Annotated in this window: 2 protein-coding genes; both read left to right on the forward strand. The window is 73.3% G+C overall.

What is annotated here, in order from left to right; genetic code table 11:
• Window positions 1-903, forward strand: a 903-nt coding sequence (locus tag ABZ565_RS35255; RefSeq protein WP_361036383.1) for a beta-ketoacyl reductase, incomplete at its 5' end; no start/stop codon positions are given.
• A gap of 93 nt (window positions 904-996) precedes the next feature.
• Window positions 997-2,463 carry an FAD-dependent monooxygenase gene (locus ABZ565_RS35260; RefSeq protein WP_361036386.1) on the forward strand — a complete coding sequence of 489 codons (1,467 nt, stop codon included), beginning with the start codon at window positions 997-999 and terminating at the stop codon, window positions 2,461-2,463.
• The last annotated feature ends 144 nt before the right edge of the window (window positions 2,464-2,607 follow it).

The raw sequence follows: 2,607 nt of genomic DNA on the forward strand, positions 1-2,607 counted from the left end.
GCCGCCGCCAACACCTTCCTCGACGCCCTCGCCGCCCACCGCCACACCCAAGGACTCCCCGCCACCTCCCTCGCCTGGGGACTCTGGGACCAGGCGAGCACGATGACGGGGCAGCTGGACGAGACGGCGCTGGCCCGGCTGGCCCGTACGGGTGTGACAGCGCTGACCTCCGCCGACGGCCTGGCCCGCTTCGACGCGGCGCTCGGACTGCGCCAGCCCGTGTCCGTAGCCATGGGGCTCGATCCGGCGACACTCGCCGAGCGGGCGCGGGCGGGCCTGCTGGATCCGCTGTTCAGTGCCCTGGTACGACAGACGCGTCCGCGCCCGGTGGCGCGGGCAGCCGGCCGTTCCGCGGGCGAGGGGGCGGGTGAGGTCTCCCTGGCCGAAAGGCTCGCTCCCCTGCCGGCCCAGGAGCGGCGCAAGCGGCTGGCCGACCTGGTCGGTGAGCATGTCGCGGCCGTGCTCGGTCACTCCTCGGCGGACAGCGTGGGGGCGGACCGGCTGTTCCAGTCGCTCGGCTTCGACTCGCTGTCCGCCGTGGAGCTGCGCAACCGGCTCGGCGCCGCCACCGGCCGGCGCCTCTCCCCGACCCTGATCTTCGACCACCCCACCCCCGGCGCGCTGACCGCGCACCTGGACGAACTGCTCGCCCCCGCGGAGCGGGACGTCTTCGCCGGCATCGTCAGCGAACTCGACGTGGTCCAGGACGTGTTGGCCTCCACTGAGCCGTCTGCGGCAGCCGTGGGCCGGCTGACAGCCCGACTGCAGGACTTCCTGCTGCGGCTGGAGGAACACGGCGGGTCCGGACCTGCGAGCGAGGACGAGGAGTCCGCCGAGCGGATCTCCGTGGCGACCGACGACGAGATCTTCGACCTCATCGACAACGAGCTCGGCATCGCCTGAAGCCGCCCGGCCCCGGGCTCGTCACGGGACCGGGGCCGGGCGGGGGCCAGGCACCAGCACTACGCACAACACCAGAAACCGGAGGAACAGGATATGTCCGATCCCGTTATCATCGCGGGCGGCGGGCCCGCAGGGCTGATGCTGGCCCACGAGCTCGGACTGTGGGGCATCGACAGCATCGTGCTGGAGCGGCTGCCCTCCCCCAGCGGCCGGTCCGTGGGCCAGGCCGTCAACACCACCGTCGTGGAACTGCTGGACCAGCGGGGCCTGCTGGAGGGCCTGCGCGAGCACACCACTCCGGTCCAGGGCACCCATTTCTCCCTGCTGTGGCTCGACATGACCCCGCTCGAAGGACGGCACCAGCCGGCCCTGCTGCTCGCTCAGGAGTATCTGGAGAGGGAGCTGGAGCGGCACGCGCTCAAGCGAGGCGCCGAGGTCCGCTACGGGCATGAGCTGGCGGGCTACACCCAGGACGAGTTCGGGGTCAGCGTCACGGTCCGCGCCGAGGAGGGGACGTACGAGCTGCGTGGCAGCTACCTGGTGGGCGCCGACGGCGAGGACAGCGTGGTCCGCGAACAGGCCGGGATCACCTTCTCCGGTACGGGCCCGGCCAGTTGCGGTCTGGTCGCGGACGTGGAGATCGATATCCAGGACCTGCCGGAGATCCACCGCGGCGCCCGGTTCTGCCCGGTGGGCGGGCTGTACTCGTCGGTGCCCGTGGAGCCGGGGGTGACCCGGGTGATCACCGCGGAGTTCGACACGGACCTGCCGGGTCCTTCGGTGGAGCCGACCGCAGCCGAGCTGCGTCGGGGCATCGAGCGGCTCAACGACACGCCCTTCCCGGATGTCCCGGTGCGCTGGATCCGCCGCTACGGCGGCCCGTCGCGGGTCGCCGAGGTGTACCAGGCCGAGAGGGTCTTCCTCGTGGGCGACGCGGCGCACACCTTCTACCCGCTGGCCGGGCTGCGCATGAACCTGGTGCTGCAGGACGCGGTCAACCTGGGCTGGAAGCTCGCGGCGGACCTGCTCGGCTGGGCGCCGGCCAACCTGCTCGACACCTACACGGCCGAGCGGCGCCCGCAGGGCCTGCGCGCGGCTGCCGCGACCGACACCCAGCTGGCCCTGATCCACCCGGTGGAGAAGGTGGCCCCGGTGCGGGCCCTGATGGCGGAGCTGCTGAAGTTCCCGGACGCGAACCGCTACCTGCTGGAGCTGTCCACGGGCCTGGACGTCAGCTACGCCCCGGAGGGCGCGGCCGCGCCCGTGGGGCGGCGGCTGCCGCACGTGCCGCTCGTGACGGCGGCCGGCGCCGGCAGTGTGGCCTCGGCGCTGCACGCCGGGCGGGGCGTGTTCCTGGACCTGACGGGCGCCGGGGGCGCGGCGAATCCGGTGGCGGCATGGGCGGACCGCGTGGAGCGGGTGGTGGCCGAGCCGGTCGCGGAGATCAACGCCTCCGCCGTGCTCGTACGGCCGGACGGGCATGTGGCGTGGGCCGGTGAGCCGGGCGATGCCACCCTGCGGCCGGTGCTGGAGCAGTGGTTCGGGACGCCGAGGGCCTGAGGGGCTGATTCCGGCCCCGGGGGGTGCATGGTGAAGGGCCGGGGCAGTCTGCCCCGGCCCACTTCCCGCTCGACGCCGAGGGGCTGGCCGACGCGCAGGAGACGTTCGTCCAGGAGTACGGCCTCTCGCTGGTCGGTGGCTGCT

Origin of the sequence: Streptomyces sp. NPDC016469 (assembly GCF_040632905.1) — a bacterium.
Lineage (GTDB): Bacteria > Actinomycetota > Actinomycetes > Streptomycetales > Streptomycetaceae > Streptomyces.